Source organism: Marivirga harenae, from assembly GCF_030534335.1.
GTDB classification, from domain to species: Bacteria; Bacteroidota; Bacteroidia; order Cytophagales; family Cyclobacteriaceae; genus Marivirga; species Marivirga harenae.
In genome coordinates this window covers 3,035,632-3,055,988 of sequence record NZ_CP130565.1, presented here as the reverse complement: position 1 = coordinate 3,055,988, position 20,357 = coordinate 3,035,632, and the positions used below count along the sequence as shown (strand labels likewise).

Below are 20,357 nucleotides of genomic sequence, written 5' to 3'. Positions count from 1 at the left end.
TATGAGTAAGACAAACAGAATATCATTAATTGTGCTAATCGTATCGGTAGTAGTTATTGCTATCAATCTAGTGTTTATTTTGAACAGTGGAGAAAACCCGAGTAGAAAAAATTATAAGCTTCCTGCCACCGAGTTATCCGAGAAAGCCTGGGGAGAAATATTAGCTAATAATTCAGCCATCGATCAATTTAAAGTACTTAAAACAGGGTCTGTTAAAGTCCCTCGCAGTGGGATGTTAAATACTGATAAATTAGACGATAAAAGTAAATTAAAAGAGTTTTTATGGGTAGATGTATTTGTTTTCATGTTCCATCATCAAGATAGAGGCTGGTACATTATTGATACGGGACTAGATAGTTCCTTCCAAAAGGATGGTAATATTAACGGATTTTTGGCCTCTAATTATATTATCGAGTCAAAACAGACTTCAGGTCAGAATATTGGCGCACAATTACAAAGAGAAAACAAAGAGATCAAAGGAATATTCTTTACGCATTTACATGGAGATCATACTGCTGGAATGCCCGAGATTGATCGTTCTATACCTAAATACATTGGAAAAGGAGATAAATACCTCGATTTACCTTTTTTATATAGCTCCAACCATCTAACTTCTAAATCAATACTTTACGAAATGGATTGGGCGGAAGGATTCAGCAAAAAACCTTTTGATTATGTAATGGATATATTTGGTGATGGATCAATATTAGCAATTCATACACCTGGTCACTCTAAAGGTCATCTGTCGTATTTATTAAATACCACAGAAGGTTCCATACTTTTAACCGGTGACGCCAGTCATACTAAGTACGGCTTTAAAAACAATATAGAACCAGGATGGGTGGATGATCAAAAAGCTGCAGTAAACAGCTTAAATCAGTTAAGAAGTTTTCATGAAATGTTCCCTCAGGTCGAAATCATCTATGGCCATGAGCGCTAATCTAAATCAGTGTAGGATTAAAAATAAGCATTTAACAAATTGGCAGTACTTTATGAAATAAAATAGATCAAGAAATGAAAAAAGCATATATATTTTTATTTGACGGGTATTCAGATTGGGAGATTGCATTTTTAACTCCTGAGTTAAAGAAAAGCAAGGATTGGGATTTAGTTTACTTTTCTCAGTCCGGTAGCATGGTATCTTCTGCAGGGGGGCTTCAAATACAACCCAGCATTTCGCTAGAAAATCTAATTATTGAAGACATTGACCTATTAGTGCTACCCGGAGGTGATGCTTGGGAAAAGGGATCTAATAATGCTCTGGAAGCAATGCTAGTAGAGCTAATCGAGGCTGAAAAGCCTATTGCTGCAATATGTGGGGCGACTACTTTCCTTGGTCAATTGGGCATATTAAATGGTATAAAACATACCAGCAATGATCTTTACTATCTGAAATCAAGTGCCCCAAAATACAAGGGAGATGAAAATTATCAAAATACACTTTCAGTTACTGATGACAATATAATTACAGCCAATGGCATCGCTCCGATTGAGTTTTCAAAACATGTTTTTGAGTTTATTGAACTTTATGAAAGCAGTATTGAAAAGTGGTTTCAATTGTTTAAAAATGGGATTTGGAGTGAATAGAATAGTAAGAACTGAGACAAAGAGCTCATAAATTTTCCAACTGAAAGCACGAACCAATATGTTGGTCAACCTAAAAAATAACTTATGTTAGAAATAAGATTGAATTGTGAAAATTGTAACAAACAACTTTCAAACGATAGTAGCGAGGCAATGATATGTACCTATGAATGTACATTCTGTAAAGATTGTGTCGAAAATGTTCTGCAGAATGTCTGTCCTAATTGTGGCGGAGGTTTTGAAAAGCGGCCTACAAGACCAAAAGAGATGCTTAAAAAGCATCCCGCTAGGGATAGCAAAATCTATAAACCTGTAATAGAAAATAAATATCTAGAACTATACGTGGATATTAATCCAAGAGAAAGATAATGGAATGAGATTCCTTTGCCAAAACTTGCTCAATAACTTAGGCAAAGTAATTCAAGCAGTGTGGGGAAAGAAACAAATAATTGTATGTATAATCACCTATTAAAAACAGGTAAATAATGAAAATTCCGATTTATCAGATTGATGCTTTTACTGATCAATTATTTGGGGGGAATCCAGCTGCTGTTTGTCCGCTGGAGAATTGGCTAAATGATAAGGTACTCCAACAAATAGCTATCGAGAATAATCAAGCTGAAACAGCATTCTTTGTAAAGATTAAGTCAGGCCAATACCAATTAAGATGGTTTACACCTGAATTCGAAATGGACTTGTGCGGGCATGCCACCTTAGCATCAGCTTTTGTAATCATGAACCATATTGAAACAGCTCTGGATTCCATAACCTTTGAAACCCAAAGCGGCACCTTGAAGGTTCAAAGAACAGGAAAGTTTTACGAATTAGATTTTCCATCTAGGCCAGCAGCACCGTCTTCTCTTCCTACTATCATTTCAGATTCTTTAAACATACAACCTAAGGAGGTATGGAAAGCACGTGATTATTTATTATTATACGATAGTGAAGAAGAAATACGTAACCTAAAACCCAATCAGCAGCTATTAAACCAAATCAATATTGATCCCGGAGGAATAATTGTAACTGCTAGAGCTGATCGCAGTGAAGTAGACTTTGTTTCTCGTCTTTTTGTACCTCAAGCCACTATCTTTGAAGATCCTGTCACGGGTTCGGCTCATTGCACGCTTGTTCCTTTCTGGGCAGAAAAATTAAATAAAACTCATTTTAGTGCCCATCAAATTTCAGAAAGAGAGGGCCAATTAATTTGTGAATTACAAAACGATAGAGTCTTGATCAAAGGAAAAGCAATTCAATATATGGAGGGAGTAATTGAATTATAAAGCAAGCAAGTCTCGATTATATTAAACATAACTTCATTAAAGATATGGACCAGTTCCCAGGTAATGCTTCATCAGCAAGAATGAGCAGTCCTTCTTGGTGCATCATAAAATCCAAATTGCCGTTGTCCAGGTGCAAGGCGCCAAGATAATCGTTTTTGTTGGGGATTTCTATAGGAAAGGAAAGGTTTTGGCCTTATGGAGACCCTAAGACCAGAGTGGGTTTAGGGATGAATTCTTTGATTATTGGGTTGATCCTAGGGATAATGTAGAACCAAAAGATTTAATTCTATTGCTTTTACTTCAACTCAATCTTATCAATGATTAAGCGGAAACTCTCCTTTTTCTTATTCCCAATTAAAAAGGCGACTTCTTCAATTGAGTTCCTAGAGAAATTAGACATATTCAGTTTCCTACCTCTAAAAGAAGGGTAAAAATCACTGAGAGGGATTGATATTTCTTCCCATTCACCTGTGGTAGAGAATTCCCTAATGTAGGAATAGTAATCGCTTCTACTAGCTTTTATTCTAAACTGGTAATCTTTTCCATCACCTTTCAATTTTATCACCACATTTTCATAGCCTTCCACACTCATCTTTTCAAACTCATATCGAACAGAGGAAAAACCTCCATTATTTTCCGTAGTTACATATCCAGTGAACACTCCATGACCATCCTTAGATAACTGAAAAGTTCCATTTGACATCCCTCCCATTACGGCATCATCCACTACACTCCAGGTATTTATATCTTTATTGGAATCGAAATCAAAGATTATGTTGGTATGCATTGTAAATAGGATTAAACTGATAAATATAAATTTGAACATTATGCATTATTTATATATTCTTACTAATGCGATGAAAACAACTAGGAAAGTGGATTTGTTTATATTACCTGCATGGCATCGGAGATTAGATGATTAAGCACTAAATGAAGCTTAATTTATTTTAAAAAATACTAAAATAAAAAAGTCTCTCAAAAATTAATTTGAGAGACTTTACTTATGAAATAGTACACCCGAAGGGAGTCGAACCCCCAACCCTCGGAGCCGAAATCCGATACTCTATCCAGTTGAGCTACGGGTGCATTTCTAATTAAGAATTAGTGAATTACGAATTACGAATTTTAGTATTGCCATTCGTAATTCGTAATTATTCAATTCATAATTCGTAATTAAGCTAGAGCTTCTTTTACTCTTTCTGCTGCATCTTTCAATACAATGGCAGAAGTAACTTTCAAACCTGACTCTTCTATGATTTTTGCGCCTTCTTCTGCATTTGTTCCTTGTAAACGCACTATGATTGGCACTTTAATGTCTCCTATGTTTTTATAAGCTTCTACCACGCCTTTAGCCACTCTATCGCAACGAACGATACCGCCAAAGATGTTGATCAAGATAGCTTCAACTTTAGGGTCTTTCAAGATGATTCTAAAACCTGCTTCAACAGTTTGCGCATTTGCGCTTCCCCCTACATCCAAGAAGTTAGCAGGATCACCACCTGATAGTTTAATGATATCCATAGTGGCCATTGCAAGTCCGGCACCATTTACCATACAACCCACATTACCATCTAATTTTACATAATTCAAGCCTGATTCAGCCGCTTCAACTTCAGCCGGATCTTCTTCTGACTTATCACGCATTTCCGCAAGATCCTTATGTCTGAACAATGCAGAATCATCCAAATTCACTTTTGCATCAACTGCTAAAATTTTATTATCAGAAGTTTTAAGGACTGGATTGATTTCAAACATCGATGAATCAGTTGCATCATAAGCATTGTATAGTGAATGAATGAATTTCACCATATTTTTGAAAGCATCCCCTTCCAAGCCTAACTTAAAAGCAACTTTTCTTGCCTGAAATCCTTGTAAACCAACTCTAGGGTCGATCCACTCTTTAATAATCTTCTCTGGTGTATTTTCTGCAACATCTTCAATATCAACTCCACCTTCTGTAGATGCCATGATTACATTACATCCTTTGGCTCTGTCTAGTAATATACCAACATAATATTCCTTTGGCTCATTTTCACCAGGATAATAAACATCCTGAGCTATCAATAATTTATTGACAACTTTTCCTTCTTCACCAGTCTGATGAGTTACCAATGTACCACCTAAGATAGCCTTAGATTTTGGGGCAACATCTTCTAAGCTTTTGGCCAATACAACACCATTTGAGTCTGTTTCTTTCACTTTTCCTTTTCCTCTTCCTCCTGCATGGATTTGTGCTTTTAGCACATACCACTCAGTACCAGTCTCTTGATTGAGCTTTTTGGCAGCTTCAGTAGCTTCTTCCGGTGTATCGGCAACAATTCCTTTCTGAATGGTTACTCCGTACTTTTCAAGTATTCCTTTAGCTTGATATTCGTGTATGTTCATTCTTGGATAATTTTTGTGCGAATGTACGGCATTAAATATTATTATTCAACCAGAATTGGCAATATTCAAGTGAAAAAGTGTTGATGTATTGAGGTGGGCAAGGGTTGGGGTTTTTAGGCGGATTAGTTTTTAGGTGAGCAGCTTTGCAGGTTTGCAGCTTTTCAAGTTGGTTTTGTACAACAAGATTTAAAATAGGATGCTGATGATTGAATTTTTTTTATTTTCATATTCCAGATAATTCAACTTTCATATTTCAAATTTCTTGTTTTCATTATCTTTGAGCCATGAGTATATTGAGAGCTGAAAATATTCAAAAGCATTACGGAGACTTAAAAGTCTTAGACGGTATTGATTTCAAGCTAGATGCAGCAAAAATTAATGCTATCGTGGGGCCCAGTGGTGCTGGAAAAAGTACCTTATTACATATTTTAGGAACTTTAGATCAGGCCGACAGTGGCGAACTTTTTTTCAATGATCATGATATTAGTAAGCTTTCCGGAAGTAAATTATCCAATTTCCGTAATAGCTCCATTGGTTTTATTTTTCAGTTCCATAATCTTTTGCCTGAATTTACCGCTGAAGAGAACATTTTAATCCCCGCCTATATTTCCAAAATAGATGAGAAATCTTCGATAGCTAGAGCTAAAGAATTGATGAAAATTCTTGGTATCGATAAAAGAGCAGATCATAAACCAGGTCAGCTTAGTGGTGGTGAACAACAAAGAGTGGCGGTTGCGAGGGCCTTAATGAATAATCCGTCTATCGTATTTGCAGATGAGCCAAGTGGCAATCTAGACTCTAAAAATGCTGAAGAGCTTCATTCACTATTCCTGAAATTACGCGATGAATTTGGGCAGGCGTTTGTAATCGTTACGCATAACAAAGACCTTGCTGCTATTTCGGATGAACGACATCAAATGAAGGATGGTAAGTTAAGTAGATTGCTTTAAGTTTACCATTTGATTAGGTCATTAATGCCCTAATTACCTTTTTCAAGAGAACATACTAAAGTCGAGAGAAAAAACAAATCAAATATGGTAGCTGATTAATAATGCTTCCTTATCACTCCTAAGAAAGACTATTTTACATAAATTCTAGAATTGTCATTTTACATTCAGATTTCAGGTTTCTTTTCTCCCCTAAGTATTTCCCCTAATTATTATTTCCGTTTTCTGCCGATTTATAGGATGATACTGTCCCGCATATTTGTAATATCATTCATCAAAATAAATCAAAATGAAAAAGGTATTCATCATTCCGACCATTTTAGCATTCTTGTTAGGATTCAAAATGAATTCAAAAGCCCAAGACGTTTATTTCTCACAGTTTTACGCCAACCCTATTTATTTGAATAGTGCCTTGGCAGGTTCCGAAGGAAATCCCAGATTAACTTTAGCCCACAGACAACAATGGAGCAACTTGCAGGCTTATAACGCCTCTTATTTTTCATTTGATACGCCTTTGGGCAAACAATCGGGTCTAGCCATACATGCACTTAACGACCAGCAAATGGACGGGGTCATCAAAAATAATGCAATAGGTACTACCTTATCCCACAGAATAGAATTAAATAATAGAGCTGTAATCGGTAGTGGTATTTCCTTAAACTATTTTCAAAAATCATTTGACTGGAGCGGCCTAACTTTTGAAGATCAACTTAGCGCAGGTAGCAGTGACCGCTACCCAACAGCCGAACGATTTGGTCAGTCCAGAACCAATATGGTGGATATTGGTGTAGGTTTTGTATATGCAACAGACAAGTTAGTGGCAGGATTAAATATTTCTCATATCAACACTCCTCAAGAAAGATTTAATCCAGAATCAGATGCTATTTTACCGAGAAGATATTCTGCTCATATCGCTTATAGATTTCAAAAGTATTCTTACAGCAAAAAAGCTTATTCCCTCACGCCATCTATTGTTTACGAAAACCAAGCGGCTATGGAATATTTAAATGTAGGTGGCTATTGGAGTAACAACTTCCTGACATTAGGAACATGGTACAGACTGAAGCAGGCAATGGTTTTTACCATTGGTTTTTCCTATCAACAATTCAATTTAGGATATAGCTACGACCACAGCTTACAAAATGCACAAATTAATTACGGGGCCACCAACGAATTCACAATGTCTTACCGATTTCAATGGAAAGGAAAAGACCCAAGCAAACAATATAGAGGGAAATGTCCTGATTTATATAAAAGCTTAAGATAAAACTAAAAATATTTGGGGAGTGATGACCCTAAATGATGGATGATGATGAATTGGGCAGATTGTGCAAGCAGTCTGCCCTTTCTATTTGACTAGATTTATAATTAAAAGTGTCAACAAGAATAACATTTTCACTTCTCATTTTTAGCTTGAAATTAAAAAGCTTAATTTCGCTTTTATAAATTTATGGAAATGATCAACACAGCATACATTGTAGATATAGCCCGAACTCCGGTTGGCAAATTCGGAGGCACTTTAAGTAGTATAAGACCAGACGATTTGGCTGCACACATCATAAAAAGCCTACTGGAAAGACAAGCTAATTTTGACAAATCATTACTGGAGGATGTCATTTTTGGCGCTGCCAATCAAGCAGGGGAAGACAACAGGAACGTGGCGAGAATGGCTGGATTAATGGCTGGTTTACCCTTAGAAGTTGGCGGGATAACTGTCAATAGATTATGCGCTTCGGGTTTGCAGTCCATTATGGACGCCAGTAGGGCCACCATGTTAGGCGATGGTGATGCATTTATAGCCGGTGGGGTTGAAAGCATGACTCGCGCTCCTTTTGTAATGGCAAAAGCAGAAACAGCTTATTCCAGAGTCCAGGAAGTTTACGACACCACTATTGGATGGAGATTTATAAATCCCAAGTTAGCAGAAATTCATTATCCTTTTGCAATGGGTGAAACGGCAGAAAACGTTGCAGAAAAATGGAAGATTAGCAGAGATGCACAGGATGAATTTGCACATAATTCCCAGCTTAAGTATGATGCCGCACACAAAGCAGGAAAATTCGATAATGAAATAGTTCCAGTGTCTATTCCTCAAAGAAAAACAGATGATATATTATTCGATAAAGATGAGCACCCAAGGCTCTCTTCTGTTGAAAAATTAGCTTCATTAAAACCTGCTTTCAAAAAGGACGGCTCTGTTACCGCAGGAAATGCTAGTGGCGTAAATGATGGTTCGGCCGCCAGCCTAATCGTAAATGAGGAAACATTAAAAAAATTCAATTTAAAACCAATAGCGAGGGTTGTGAGCATGGCAATCGCAGGAGTAAGTCCTGATACCATGGGAATAGGGCCAGTGCCAGCTACCCAAAAAGCATTGAAAAGGGCCGGACTTAGGGTATCGGATATTGATCTGATTGAATTGAACGAAGCATTTGCTTCTCAATCTATTGCCTGCATACAAGATTTGGATTTAAATCCAAATATCATAAATGTCAATGGTGGTTCTATTGCAATAGGTCATCCTTTGGGTGCTAGCGGAACTAGAATTTCAGCTACACTTTTACATGAAATGCAAAAAAGAGGTGATGTTAAATACGGATTGGCGACTATGTGCGTAGGAGTAGGCCAGGGCGCAGCTATTATATACGAAAAACTTTAAAGAAAATGGATTTAGAGAGAGTAAAACGATTTTCATCATTTATCTATTGGATCCCAGCGGTAATAATCATAATGGGCAAACTTCCAATTCCTGAAATGGCATTTATTGCATTGCCACTCCCCTATTATGCAGTATTCTATTTTCTATATACTAAAACAGAAAAATCACAAAGAAATAGAATTGAATTTGCCCGTTTGATACTGGTCACAATTTCACATTTTGTATTATATTATATGATGTTTCATAGGTAATTTTCAGCCATTTATTAACTTTAAAAATTATTTCAATACACAGCAATTAAATCAAAGCAAAATGAAACAGTACCACGACCTAATGCAGCACATTTTAGATAATGGAACACAAAAAGGCGATAGAACCGGGACCGGTACAATCAGCGTTTTTGGGTATCAAATGCGTTTTGATTTATCGGAGGGTTTTCCAGTCGTGACTACTAAAAAACTGCACTTAAGATCCATTATTCATGAATTGCTTTGGTTTTTAAAAGGGGAAACGAACATTCAATATTTAAAGGAAAATGGCGTATCGATTTGGGATGAATGGGCAGATGAAAATGGAGAATTAGGGCCTGTCTATGGTTCTCAATGGAGAAATTGGCCTACACCAGATGGAAAGCATATTGACCAAATCAGTCAAATAATTGATCAAATCAAAAATACTCCTAATTCGAGAAGAATTATGGTAAGTGCATGGAATGTATCTGATGTTCCGAACATGGCTTTACCACCATGCCATGCCCTATTTCAATTTTATGTAGCGAATGGTAAGTTAAGCTGCCAGCTATATCAACGCTCGGCAGACGTGTTCTTGGGAGTGCCTTTTAATATTGCATCTTACGCACTTTTAACTATGATGGTGGCTCAGGTTTGTGATTTAGAAGTTGGAGAATTCATCCATACGCTAGGAGATGCGCATTTATATTCCAATCATTTGGAACAAACAGAATTGCAACTTTCCAGAGAGCCCTTCCCTCTTCCTACAATGAAAATCAATCCAGATGTTAAAAGCATATTTGATTTCAAATTTGAGGATTTCGAATTAGTGGACTACCAATGTCATCCACATATTAAAGCAGTCGTTGCAGTCTAATTATTTTACATATTGAAAAAGTTAATTCTTGCTGTACTCATACTATTTTGTAGTTTTTCAACGATAGCGCAAAGTTATGATTGGTATCTTAATGGTCAAGTCATTAAAGGCTTTATTCTCAAGCATAATGAATACGTGAGTCATTTAGCCAATTCTCATCCCACTGGAATTGAATTCAGTTTGCAGCAAAAGCTAAATGGGAAAAGAGAATGGGAAAGCCTGTACAATAAACCTTTGGTCAGCTATGGCTTGTCATATTACAATTTACACAATCCAAAGTTAGGTCATTTAGTGGTGGGAAGTGCAGCAATGGATTTACCACTTCGCAGAACTGAAAATACTGCCTTATATTTTCGCATTGGTACAGGATTGGTTTTTAGTACAAATCCTTATGACAGGGAAACCAATAACCAGAACAATATGGTGACTAGCACCATTACTTATCTGTTACAAACTAGATTAACTTATGAAATAAAGTTTAATGAAAACATAAGTTTTACACCGAATCTCAACATTACACATAGTAGCAACGGAGCACAAAGAGCCCCTAACAGGGGTGTTAATATTATTACAGCTAATATTGGTTTATCTTATAAAATCAAATCTGCAAATGAAGATGAGTCCCGCGAAATCAAGCCTTTAGATGCACCTCCCTATCAAATATATCTCTTACTAAGTGGAGGAAGAAATACCAGAACTTTGCAAGTAAGGAAACCAATGCCCTTTTTCAACCTCCTTTTGTTCGGCCAAAAATTTGTTAATGCTAAAAGCGATTGGGGACTGGGCCTAGAATATTTTCATAGTTATGCTTTAAAAGAACAAATCAGAACCAGTTGGTTTAGGATTAATCGTAATGAAGAAATACGTGACTTTAGGCGTCTAGGTCTACTCATTGGTCATGAGTTGAAATTTGGAAAGCTAGGATTTATTACTCAATTGGGTCTGTACATTTATGATCCTAGTAAATTAAATATGCCAATTTACCAACGCTATGGCTTGAAATATCAATTTCATGAAAACTTTTTGGCACAAGTAGCTTTGAAAACACATGCAGCAACCGCTGAACAGGCAGAAATAGGAATTGGATGGAGATTTTAAGAAGAAATATCGTACTAGTATTTGCATTTTTGTTCATCACTATTGGTTCAGCTTGCGATTCTGAAGAAGCTTTTGACTGCTTCAAAAAATCAGGAGAAGAAATTACTATTAGAATTAATGACTTTGGAAGTTTTAATGAACTCCTAATTTATGATGATATTGAATTGGAAATAGTGGAAACGGATCGTGAATTCTTTGAATTAACTTATGGCGAGAATTTGATTTCCAAAATAGAGATGGAAAATGAAAATGACTCCCTTAGCTTTTTCAACCAGAATTCCTGTGGTTGGACCAGAGATTTTGAAAAACCAAAATTAAAATGGTTCACTAATAAAAGTACTATCAATATTCTATGTTTGAGTGATGGAGACATTTCAGCTCCAGATACAGTTAGAAATGATTTAAGATTAAGAATTGAAGATGCCAGCAATGAAGTTGATTTAAACATCAATAATAATAACACCAACATATCAAGCAATTCTTCAACGAATTTTAATGTATCAGGAAAAGCAAATAGCTTAAGAATTGCAGCTTATTTTAATGATGGACAGTTTGATTGTAGCGAATTAGTAGCAAATAGGGCTACAGTACTACAAAGAGGTTATAATGATATTATTGTCAATGTAAAAGATAGTCTGAAAGGCAGCATTGAAAATGCGGGAAGGATTCTCTACACTGGTAATCCAGGAGTAGATGTTTCCGTTAGTAATGGTGGAGAGTTAATCGATTTGGAAAAAGAGTAATTATGAATATCACCAAGCCAACATTATTACTAAATAAAAATATTGTTTGTAAAAATATTGAAAGAATGGCTGCAAAAGCCAAAGAATTCAATTGTGAACTTCGGCCTCATTTCAAGACTCATCAATCGCAACAAATTGGAGAATGGTTTAGGGAGTATGAAATCAACAAATGTGCTGTCTCCTCTTTAGAAATGGCAAAGTATTTTTTCAATGCAGGATGGACAGATATTACTGTGGCTTTTCCCTTAAATATATTGGAACATACCACAGTTAACGATCTAGCAGGAAAGATAAAATTGAATTTATGCGTTGAATCTCTTGCAACTGTTCAAGCACTGAATGACTTTTTGGTGCATCCTATTGGTGTTTTTTTAAAAATAGATGCAGGTTACCATAGAACAGGCCTTGGTGCTGAAAATTATGAGGAAATTGAAGACATCCTTATAGCTTTGGAAAGTAATAATCTCATTACCATAAAAGGTTTTTTACAGCATGCCGGACATACTTATCAGGCTAAAGGCAGAAAAGAGGTTGGTAAAATCCATGATTATACTTCAGAAAAAATGATGAAGTTGAAAGAGCATTTTAGTCAAGAATTCCCGGATTTGATCATTTCAAATGGAGACACTCCTACTTGTAGTGTATGCGAAAACTTCGATCGTATAGACGAAATGCGCCCTGGTAATTTTGTATTCTATGATGTGATGCAAGCAGAAATTGGTTCTTGCAGATATGATGATATAGCCGTAGCTATGGCCTGTCCGGTAGTGGCCAAACATCCCGATAGAAATGAAGTGATTGTTTATGGGGGTGCCATTCATTTCTCCAAAGATCGAATAGAGAAAGATGGCAATACTATTTATGGTCTGATTGCAGAATCAGGAGAGCATAGCTGGAGCAATCCTAAGAATGGCTGGTTTGTCAAAAAGCTTTCCCAAGAGCACGGCACAATTCATGTACCTGATGAAGCTTTTGATTCTATTAAGATAGGAGATCTGCTGTACGTTCTTCCCATTCATTCTTGCCTCACTGCAAATTTAATGGGAAAATATCATACGCACGATGGCGAGGAGATTAAGATGTTTCAGTACAGAAGCTAGAAGTTTGGAGCAAGAAGCCCGTAGTGTCTCAATCCGCCTCCATATAATCCAAAGTCAAATTGATAAATGCTTTCACTCCTGTGAGCATTCCGCTTTCATCAATATAGAAATCCGGGGTGTGGTGACCTCCTAAAGCTTGTCCTTCTAACTCTGTTTCCGGTTTCCCACCGATAAAGAAATATAGCCCTGGAATTTCATTTTGGAAGTATGAGAAATCTTCTGCTCCAGTAATGGCCTTCATTACATGCAGTTTTTCTTCTCCTACTGTTTTTTGGAGAGATGACACCATCTGATTGGTTAAATCAATGTCGTTATAGGTTAATGGCGCATTTTCAACTATTTCTACATCCGCAGTTGCCCTGGCTATTTCAGCAATATTAGTAGCGGTTAATTTAATTTTTTCATGAATCATTTCTCTCATACCTTCATCTAAAGTCCTGATTGTTCCTTCCAACATGGCTGATTCTGGAATAATATTAAATCGGTTACCTCCTTTCATGATTCCTACTGTCACCACAGCTGCTTCTTTAGTCAACTCTGAGTTTCTAGAAACAATATATTGCAAACTGTTGATGATTTGAGCTGAAACAGCAATTGGATCTACACTAGCCCAAGGAGTAGAACCGTGAGCTTGCTTACCTTTGATGTTGATTGTAAATCGATCAGAAGCAGCCATTATGCCTTCTGTTTTGTATTTAATATGTCCGACTGTAGTTCCGGCATTAATGTGCAAACCAAAAATAGCTTCTACATCAGGGTTTTTCAGCACACCTTCTTCCACCATCATTTTGGCTCCTCCCCTTTCTCCGGCAGGAACACCTTCTTCCGCGGGCTGAAATATAAACTTTATGGTGCCAGGAATATCTTCTTTTATCTCACTGAATACTTCTGCAACGCCCATCATAATAGCGATATGTGTATCATGACCACAGGCATGCATTACTCCTGTTTCCTGACCGTTATATTCAGTAACGACTTCAGATTTAAAAGACAAGTCATTTCGTTCAGTAACTGGTAAAGCATCTATATCAGCTCTTAATCCGACTACTGGCCCTGGCTTCCCTCCTTTTAAAATAGCTACAACACCAGTGTGAGCAATCCCGGTTTCAACATCTAAACCTAAATCTTTCAAATGCGCTGCTATTTTTTTAGCAGTTTCATACTCTCTATTGGATAATTCTGGATTTTCATGAAAATACCTCCTCCATTCTATTACCTTGCCTTCAATAATATCAGCTTTTTGTAAAGCAATTTTGTGTAAATCTTGTGAGTAGCTAAAGGCAGGAAATATTATTATGGCCAATAGTAAAGTAATGAGCTTTTGCATGATGTTAAGATTTTAAAGAAGCTTAAATATATTAAAATAATTTAAGGAAATGTATACAGGTTTGAGCCAAGTAGTTTGAGTTGGAACTAAACAAATATATTTTATCCCCTTTTAAAAGCTAATTTGCTATCTGTTGAATCTTTTTCATCAAAGGCGTAACCATCCAAATCAAAGGCTTTTAGATCCTCTACTTTGCCAATCTGGTTTTTAACAATATATCTGGCCATCAATCCTCTGGCTTTCTTTGCGAAAAAGGAAACAATTTTATATTTCCCATTATTAAAATCCTTAAACTCCACGTCAATGATTTGGTAATCCTTTTTCAATTCTTTTATATTGACAGACTTAAAATATTCATTCGAAGCCAGATTGACTAATATTTTATCGCCCTGTGATTTGATATCCTTTCTGAGTTGGTCGGTGATTTTATCTCCCCAAAATTCATAAAGGTTATTGCCTTTATCCGTTTCCAATTTAGTACCCATTTCCAATCTGTACGGCTGGATTAAATCTAAAGGTCGAAGTAAACCATACAAACCAGATAAAATTCTGATATGTTGTTGGGCAAAATCGTGTTCTTCCTGAGTAAAATCCTCAGCTACCAAACCTTGATAAACATCTCCTTGAAAGGCTAGCGCAGCTTGTTTGGCATGTTTTGGAGTTCGCTTTTTAAAATTATCATATCGCTCCACATTTAATTTTGCCAAACTATCACTAATACTCATCAAGTCCTGAACTTCCTCTTCTGATTTCGTTTTGAGCACTTCTATTAATTGATGAGTTTCCTCATTAAAGCGTGTTTTTGTACTTCTTAAATCAAATTGTTTTTCAAAATCCAGACTTTTTGCTGGTGAGAGTATTGCAATCATGTTTTTTCTTTATTTTGAATTATAAACTTAGCACTTATTAAAATGTTACGAATTAGATATTAGAAGCTAGAGTCTAGAATCTAGATCCTAGATTAATTCGTGCTTTTATGCTTGAGTCCATAGTATTACATGCCAGTTACTATTATAAAATCTTTCTTCCATCTTTAGGCTGATCAAAGCTATTAATATCATTTCCATCTTCATAATTTAGCCGTTGTATTGTTCCCCCATTGGGGTTTATCGGGCTTTATACTTTTCTTTCATTTCCTCAGGAATCCTCTTTGGCCTTTTGCTTTTTGCATCCAATAAACACCAAAAAGTTCTAGCTTCTGCTTTGGTCTGGGCTGTTTCAGGATTAAAAATTCGCGTCATTCTTTCTGATCTCACCCCTTCCATGGAAGCCACCCACGTTTCAGCAATAATTGGCTCATCGGGTCTAATTTCCTTTTTGTAATCAATTTCATGCCTCAATGCTACCCAAAGATTGACTTCATCATCATTTTGACCGGAAATATGTTTCCAATGCGCTTCGGCAACATCCTGCACCCATTGGAGATAAACCACATTATTTACATGTCCCAAGGCATCAAAATCAGTGGTTCTGGGTTCTATTTTTAGCTGGAATTTCTTCATTTGAAAATAATTGATTGACTAGCTTTAAGCTTCCCATTGTCCAAATTTTCTTGCCCGTAAACAAACGTCTTCGGACTAACTTTCAAAGTTTGTGATTTCGATGATAAATTATGGATAACATGCAGTTTCTCATCATCAATAGCTCTAGTGAATGCCAAAAGATTTCTATTCTGATTTTCAAATTCTTCGATACTGCCTTTTGTCAGTAATTCATTGTGATTTCGTAAATGAATCCACTTTTTATAATGATTTAATAAGGAATTAGCATTTTCCTCTTGTTGGCTTACTGGACCCACTGTTTCATCTGAGGTAAATTCAGGATCCATCCAACTCGTTCTCAAAGTATCACTATTGGCATCTATCCATAAAAATGGTTCTCTGATATTAGGATCGGGTTTTTTGCCCAACATCCCGATTTCTTCCCCGTAATAAATATACGGAGTACCTGGCAATGTTAATAAAATGGAAGCTGCCGTTTTAGCTTTAGTAATATCTCCTTTAAAATTACTCATCACTCGGTTTTGGTCATGGTTACTTAGAAAAATAGCATCTTGATAATCATCCGTAGCAGATTTAAAAACTTCCCTTTGTTTAATCAAACGACTAATCAAATCCTCATTTTCTAGATTCACCCATTTAGGTCCTTCAATAGTTGCTGCAACATTTTTACCTTGGATAACTGACTGCTGTATGCTGCCAGCTAAATCAAAATTAAATAGCGCTGGCAGACCTTTAGCAAATTCTTTTACGATTTCAGATGAAGACCAAACTTCTCCTACCAAATAGACATCCGGCTTAATCTTACGCATCTCGTCTCTGTATTCTTGCCAAAATTTGTAGGAATCTTTTAATCGATCATCTGGAAAAATATGCTTGGCCGCATCCAATCGAAATCCATCCACTCCTATATCGTCCAGCCAGAATCTTCCTATATCATATATTTCTTGCCTTACTTTAGGATTATCAAAATTTAAATCTGGCATGCCGCCCCAGAAGAAACCATAATAATGCTTTTCATTTTTTTGATTATTCACAGCATGCCATTGGGTGATATTATCAGAATCTTGGGTTACTTCTTTTTTAGCAATTTGATCTGCTATACTATCTCGATCTGCCCAAACATAATAATCTCTATAGGGGTTATCACTACCTTTTTTAGCTTCCTGAAACCATGGATGATCAGATGCGGTATGATTAATAATCATATCTATCACCACTTTGATATTTCTTTTATGCGCCTCTGAAAGGAAAATTTTAAAGTCCTCCATGGTACCATAATCAGGATGAATGGCTTTATAATCTGTTACATCATACTTATGGTAACTGGGCGAAGGCATAATAGGCATCAACCAAACTGCTGAAATCCCTAAGTCCTGTAAGTAATCAAGCTTCTGAGTAGCGCCTTTAAAGTCCCCGATTCCATCACCGTTACCATCTGCCCAAGATTGGATGAAGATCTCATAAGCCACTCCATTAGGAAAATCTGCTTCTGCTTGGGATTTTTTTTCTTTCATATCTGGCTTATTACAGGCGGTAAAGTTTAACAAACAAATAAGATAAAAAATAGTCTTGAAGGAATTCATAAGGCTGCGAATTAAATAATCTTTGTAGAATTTCAGTATAGTAAAAATAAGAAAAGTTGCCTGGAATTATGTTCTAAAATTGTAAATCTAAAATTCAGCTCTATAAAAATAGAAAAAGCACAAGCTCTAAGCCTGTGCTTTTAATCCTTTATTCTAGGCTGTAAGTTCTAGACTCTAGATTCTATCAATTACGCCAATTTATTTATACAATTCAATTCTTTAAAAGCTTGCTTCAAACGTACAACCATACTTTCTTCTCCTTTTCTTAACCAAGCTCTTGGATCATAGAACTTCTTATTTGGAGCATCAGGATCTTCAGAAGTTCCTATTTGTTGTTGTAACCTATCTTCGTTATCGTTATAGTAATTTCTTACTCCATTCCAGAATGACCACTGCATATCTGTATCAATATTCATTTTTACTGCTCCATATCCGATAGCTTCTTCAATTTTTTCTGGTTCTGAACCAGAACCACCATGGAATACGAATAATACTGGCTTATCATCTGTATTATGTTTCTTTTGGATATGATCTTGAGAATTTTTTAAGATGTCAGGACGCAATTCTACATTACCTGGCTTGTAAACTCCATGAACGTTGCCGAAAGACGCAGCAATTGTGAAATTATCGCTCACTTCTTTTAACTGCTCATAGGCATAAGCAACTTCTTCCGGCTGCGTGTATAATCTACTGCTGTCCACTCCTGTATTATCAACACCATCCTCTTCACCGCCTGTAATACCTAACTCAATCTCTAAATGCATTCCCATTTCAGCCATTGGTTTCAAGTACTTTTTACAAATCTCAATGTTTTCTTCCAACGGCTCTTCAGATAAATCAATCATATGAGAACTGAATAATGGCTTTCCATGAGTTTTATAGAATTCCTTTCCAGCTTCCAATAATCCATCAATCCACGGTAATAATTTTTTAGCGCAATGGTCGGTATGCAAAATTACTGGAACACCGTATTCTTTAGACATTAAATGCACGTGATGAGCACCCGCAACTGCTCCTGCAATTGCTGCCTTTTGCCCTTCATTTGACAACCCCTTACCAGCATTAAAAACCGCACCTCCATTGGAAAATTGAATAAAAACAGGAGAGTTGACTTCTCTCGCAGTTTCCAAAACTGCATTGATAGAATTATTTCCTATCACATTTACTGCAGGCATTGCATATTTATTGTCTTTCGCATGATGAAGCAGGTTCATCATTTCTTCTCCGGATAATACTCCTGGTTTAGCCATGTTTTTATGTTTTAGTGAGTTAATTTTATTTTAGAATCCAAAAATGACAATAATGGTACAAATATAAAAGAGAAAGCGGTTTTAATGTTTATGATTTGATGAGCTCACAAACTGATTTGATAATTTAGCATGTAATGTAGGAAATATGATATTGATTTAAAAAAAACAGGGAGCAAAGCCCCCTGCATTTTCGTTTTATAGTTGTTTATGAAGAAGAAAAACTTTAATTAATATCCATCATTTTGTTCTAGTTCAGGATTAGCTGCCAGGTCAGTAGCCGGAATTGGAAATATTTCTAAATGATTACTAATTGAAGTACCATCAATGTTATTTCCTTTCCATGGCCAAGTGTATTCTCCGCCTGTATAAAGACCGAATCGAATCAAATCAGCTCTTCTATGACCTTCCCAATATAATTCTCTAGCTCTTTCATCCAAGATGAAATCCAATGTCAAATCTCCTGCAGCAATGTTCCCAGAATTATCACCATAAGCTCTTTGTCTTAGTTCATTAATGAAGCCTAAAGCTGTGGCTTCACTGCCGCCTCCACCTCTCAAAACAGCTTCTGCATACATTAAGTACGCATCTGCTAATCTAAACATGGGATAATCAGTATCTGCGAATTCAGTATTACTTCCCTGTTCTCCATCGGTGGTCAAATTTGTATATTTTGGAACTGCATAGCCTTCCGTGAAAACGGTTAAATCAGCGATCTCTAAAGACTGCCCATCAGTGAAAAATATAGCCCTATTATCAATATCACCTGTTTCATCAGGAAACAATTGAATCAAGTTTTTAGTAGTCCTTAAACCTGCCCAAGCTCCACTAGTACCGTAATCAGCAGATACCATATTACCGCCCATTGAACCGTTGATTAAAAACGTTGTACTTCCATATCCTTGGGTCTGGATACCATCTGAAGGTAAAGTAAAAATCAGCTCATTGCTTGTGTGATTATCTGCTCTAAAATTCAATTGATAATCTCCTTCAATGGAATATGGGCCATTTAATACTTTTTCTAATGCTGTAACTGCTTCAGTATAATAGTCTGTACCAGTATAAACCTCTCCATTAAGATATAATTTTGCTTGCAGCATCCACAGGGCAGCTTTGTCAGCTCTACCATATTCATTTTGCTGAGGATCAGGCAATTCATTTTCAATGGCACTTAACTCATCTGTTATGAAATTAAAAACCTCCTCTGGATTGTCCTGAACAGGAAAATCAGTAGTAATACTTGTCACAATCGGTATATTTCTAAATAGATCTAAAGCATGCCAATAAGCAAGCGCTCTCAAAAAGCGAACTTCACTTCTATAGCTCTGTGCCAATGCTCTTTCCTGCTCATCATATCCATAATCAGCCAACAAATCATCTGTACTTTGCTCCAAGAAGTCATTGCTATATGAAATGATCAAAAATAATCGGTAATACAAAACCCTAACGAATTGATTGTCTGATGACCACGAATGAGTATTTAAATCCTGAATACCCGCATCTTGCCAAGCAATAACCGCTTCATCAGTGGTTAATTCTTGAGCTTTCCAATAAGCTCTGATGTAGGAAGTAAACCCCTCATCATTTACCAATGCTAAATCAGCATCACCTGCCGGTCCTTGCTGACCAGTTAAACTATAAGATGCATAAATCTTAGCCATGTACCTTTCCAAGTTTTTAACATCTTGAAAGGCTATATTGGCTGTTTCTCCGAACTCAGGTCTTAAATCCAAATCAGTACATGAAAGGGTGAAGCCTGCTAGAATTATATATATAAATTTCTTCATTTTCTTAG

General features: G+C 36.3%; 19 protein-coding genes and 1 tRNA gene. 11 read left to right on the top strand and 9 right to left on the bottom strand.

Going from position 1 to position 20,357, the window contains the following annotated elements; genetic code table 11:
• The first annotated feature begins 1 nt into the window (after position 1).
• The 4 genes from Q3Y49_RS13105 (at position 2) to Q3Y49_RS13090 (ending at position 2,864) form a co-directional block, all read left to right on the top strand.
• Positions 2-940 (top strand): MBL fold metallo-hydrolase, encoded by a 939-nt coding sequence (locus tag Q3Y49_RS13105; RefSeq protein ID WP_303268759.1) that lies wholly within the window; start codon positions 2-4, stop codon positions 938-940.
• 74 nt (positions 941-1,014) lie between these two features.
• On the top strand, positions 1,015-1,587 hold the full coding sequence (locus tag Q3Y49_RS13100) for a type 1 glutamine amidotransferase family protein (RefSeq protein ID WP_303268758.1): 573 nt from the start codon (positions 1,015-1,017) through the stop codon (positions 1,585-1,587).
• Between the two features lie 84 nt (positions 1,588-1,671).
• The gene (locus Q3Y49_RS13095; RefSeq protein ID WP_303268757.1) at positions 1,672-1,953 is read left to right on the top strand and encodes a DUF1272 domain-containing protein; all 282 of its coding nucleotides are present in this window, start codon (positions 1,672-1,674) and stop codon (positions 1,951-1,953) included.
• Positions 1,954-2,069: 116 nt separating this feature from the next.
• Positions 2,070-2,864: a PhzF family phenazine biosynthesis protein gene (locus tag Q3Y49_RS13090; RefSeq protein WP_303268756.1), complete on the top strand. Its 795-nt coding sequence runs from the start codon at positions 2,070-2,072 to the stop codon at positions 2,862-2,864.
• 295 nt (positions 2,865-3,159) lie between these two features.
• Here Q3Y49_RS13090 and Q3Y49_RS13085 read toward each other — a convergent pair whose 3' ends face one another.
• The 3 genes from Q3Y49_RS13085 to sucC all read right to left on the bottom strand — a co-directional run bounded on the left by Q3Y49_RS13085 (position 3,160) and on the right by sucC (position 5,249).
• Positions 3,160-3,651: a CIA30 family protein gene (locus tag Q3Y49_RS13085; RefSeq protein WP_303268755.1), complete on the bottom strand. Its 492-nt coding sequence runs from the start codon at positions 3,649-3,651 to the stop codon at positions 3,160-3,162.
• Between the two features lie 225 nt (positions 3,652-3,876).
• Positions 3,877-3,950: transfer RNA gene (locus Q3Y49_RS13080), tRNA-Arg, on the bottom strand.
• 87 nt (positions 3,951-4,037) lie between these two features.
• Positions 4,038-5,249: an ADP-forming succinate--CoA ligase subunit beta gene (gene sucC / locus Q3Y49_RS13075; RefSeq protein WP_303268754.1), complete on the bottom strand. Its 1,212-nt coding sequence runs from the start codon at positions 5,247-5,249 to the stop codon at positions 4,038-4,040.
• A gap of 284 nt (positions 5,250-5,533) precedes the next feature.
• Here sucC and Q3Y49_RS13070 point away from each other — a divergent pair, with 284 nt between their 5' ends.
• The 7 genes from Q3Y49_RS13070 to Q3Y49_RS13040 all read left to right on the top strand — a co-directional run bounded on the left by Q3Y49_RS13070 (position 5,534) and on the right by Q3Y49_RS13040 (position 12,903).
• The gene (locus tag Q3Y49_RS13070; protein ID WP_437439974.1) at positions 5,534-6,199 is read left to right on the top strand and encodes an ABC transporter ATP-binding protein; all 666 of its coding nucleotides are present in this window, start codon (positions 5,534-5,536) and stop codon (positions 6,197-6,199) included.
• A 286-nt stretch (positions 6,200-6,485) separates the two neighbouring features.
• Complete coding sequence (locus tag Q3Y49_RS13065) at positions 6,486-7,463, top strand: PorP/SprF family type IX secretion system membrane protein (protein ID WP_303268752.1); 978 nt, start codon at positions 6,486-6,488, stop codon at positions 7,461-7,463.
• Between the two features lie 192 nt (positions 7,464-7,655).
• On the top strand, positions 7,656-8,855 hold the full coding sequence (locus Q3Y49_RS13060) for a thiolase family protein (RefSeq protein WP_303272106.1): 1,200 nt from the start codon (positions 7,656-7,658) through the stop codon (positions 8,853-8,855).
• Positions 8,856-9,167: 312 nt separating this feature from the next.
• On the top strand, positions 9,168-9,962 hold the full coding sequence (locus Q3Y49_RS13055; protein WP_303268751.1) for a thymidylate synthase: 795 nt from the start codon (positions 9,168-9,170) through the stop codon (positions 9,960-9,962).
• A 12-nt stretch (positions 9,963-9,974) separates the two neighbouring features.
• Positions 9,975-11,060: an acyloxyacyl hydrolase gene (locus tag Q3Y49_RS13050; protein WP_303268750.1), complete on the top strand. Its 1,086-nt coding sequence runs from the start codon at positions 9,975-9,977 to the stop codon at positions 11,058-11,060.
• The gene (locus tag Q3Y49_RS13045; protein WP_303268748.1) at positions 11,048-11,803 is read left to right on the top strand and encodes a GIN domain-containing protein; all 756 of its coding nucleotides are present in this window, start codon (positions 11,048-11,050) and stop codon (positions 11,801-11,803) included. The genes Q3Y49_RS13050 and Q3Y49_RS13045 overlap by 13 nt, the downstream gene beginning before the upstream one ends.
• Before the next feature lie 2 nt (positions 11,804-11,805).
• On the top strand, positions 11,806-12,903 hold the full coding sequence (locus Q3Y49_RS13040) for an alanine racemase (protein ID WP_303268747.1): 1,098 nt from the start codon (positions 11,806-11,808) through the stop codon (positions 12,901-12,903).
• A gap of 28 nt (positions 12,904-12,931) precedes the next feature.
• On the opposite strand, the gene Q3Y49_RS13035 is transcribed toward Q3Y49_RS13040, so the two are convergent.
• The 6 genes from Q3Y49_RS13035 to Q3Y49_RS13010 all read right to left on the bottom strand — a co-directional run bounded on the left by Q3Y49_RS13035 (position 12,932) and on the right by Q3Y49_RS13010 (position 20,349).
• Positions 12,932-14,230: an amidohydrolase gene (locus Q3Y49_RS13035; RefSeq protein WP_303268745.1), complete on the bottom strand. Its 1,299-nt coding sequence runs from the start codon at positions 14,228-14,230 to the stop codon at positions 12,932-12,934.
• Positions 14,231-14,331: 101 nt separating this feature from the next.
• Entirely contained in the window at positions 14,332-15,099 is a 768-nt protein-coding gene (yaaA, locus tag Q3Y49_RS13030) for a peroxide stress protein YaaA (protein WP_303268743.1), read from the bottom strand.
• A 237-nt stretch (positions 15,100-15,336) separates the two neighbouring features.
• Positions 15,337-15,732: an acyl-CoA thioesterase gene (locus Q3Y49_RS13025; protein WP_303268741.1), complete on the bottom strand. Its 396-nt coding sequence runs from the start codon at positions 15,730-15,732 to the stop codon at positions 15,337-15,339.
• A complete protein-coding gene (locus Q3Y49_RS13020; RefSeq protein ID WP_303268739.1) occupies positions 15,729-17,246 on the bottom strand; it encodes an alpha-amylase family glycosyl hydrolase in 1,518 nt (505 codons plus the stop codon). The genes Q3Y49_RS13025 and Q3Y49_RS13020 overlap by 4 nt, the downstream gene beginning before the upstream one ends.
• Before the next feature lie 257 nt (positions 17,247-17,503).
• The gene (gene fbaA, locus Q3Y49_RS13015) at positions 17,504-18,565 is read right to left on the bottom strand and encodes a class II fructose-bisphosphate aldolase (protein ID WP_303268737.1); all 1,062 of its coding nucleotides are present in this window, start codon (positions 18,563-18,565) and stop codon (positions 17,504-17,506) included.
• A gap of 227 nt (positions 18,566-18,792) precedes the next feature.
• Entirely contained in the window at positions 18,793-20,349 is a 1,557-nt protein-coding gene (locus tag Q3Y49_RS13010; protein WP_303268734.1) for a RagB/SusD family nutrient uptake outer membrane protein, read from the bottom strand.
• Between the last annotated feature and the right edge of the window lie 8 nt (positions 20,350-20,357).